The sequence below is a fragment of the Microbacterium sp. BF1 genome, from assembly GCF_019279095.1.
Lineage (GTDB): Bacteria > Actinomycetota > Actinomycetes > Actinomycetales > Microbacteriaceae > Microbacterium > Microbacterium maritypicum.
The window spans coordinates 1-994 of the sequence record NZ_JAGYWT010000693.1 but is presented as its reverse complement, the minus strand read 5'-3'; the positions used below and the strand labels follow the sequence as shown (position 1 = coordinate 994).

Annotated in this window: 1 protein-coding gene; it reads left to right on the top strand. The window is 70.3% G+C overall.

The window, feature by feature from the left end:
• Positions 1-986, top strand: a 986-nt coding sequence (locus KZA10_RS16095) for a PD-(D/E)XK nuclease family protein (RefSeq protein WP_218683389.1), incomplete at its 5' end; no start/stop codon positions are given.
• Positions 987-994 lie beyond the last annotated feature (8 nt).

The following is a 994-nucleotide window of genomic DNA, read 5'->3' as shown; positions in this document are numbered from 1 at the left end:
TCGCGCGTGAGGGCGTGCCGGGGGCTGATCCGGCGGACTGGTACGGGATGACCCCTCCCTCGACCGCGGCGCCGCTGCGCGATCTCGCCGTCACGGGGGCGCGGGTCTCACCCTCGAAGATGGAGTCGTATGAGGAATGCGGTCTCAACTGGGTGGTCTCGGCTCTCGGCGGGGACACGGTGATGCCGCCCACGGCCGGCATCGGGACGATCGTGCACGAGGCGATGGAGCGGGTTCCCGAGGGAGATCTCGAGAAGATGCGCGCGATCGTGGCCGAGCACTGGCCGGAGCTCGATTTCGAGACCGAGTGGATCGGGCGCAAGGAGCGCCGTCGCGCCGACCTGCTCGTGGATCGGCTGCACACCTACCTGGGTGATGTGCGCCGCGAGGGTGGGCGGGTCATCGGCAGCGAGGTCGAGTTCCGCTTCGCGGTCGACGTGGCGGAGTCGGCCGACGACGCCGTTCCCACCGTCCACGAGGTGGGGGAGGACCGGGCGAATCAGGCGATCATCCACGGCTACATCGACCGGGTGGAGGCCTACCCGCCCGGAGCGGGCGAGCACCCCGCGGCGCGAGGTCGCGGCTGGGAGCGGATGTCGGGAGGTCCGGACGGGCCCACGGTCGTGGTGGATCTGAAGACGGGCAAGAACGATCCCGAATCCGACTCGGGCGTGCTCGCGCATGCGCAGTTGGCCGCCTATCAGGTCGCCGTGCAGCAGGGGCTGGTCGAGGGGGCGCCGCCGTCGTCGCTGGCGGGAGCACGGCTCGTGATCGTCTCCAAGACCCTTGCCAAGAGCGACTACCGCATCGCCCATCAGCACACGTTGGACGACGAGTCGCGCTCGGCCTTCCTGCTGCGCGTCGCGGATGCGGCCCGCGGCATGTCGGCGTCGAGCTTCACCGCTCAGGTCGAGTCGCACTGCGCCGACACACAGCGTCGGGTGCATCCGTGCCGTATCCACACGGTGCCGGCGGTGAGCTCGTGACGGGGTGG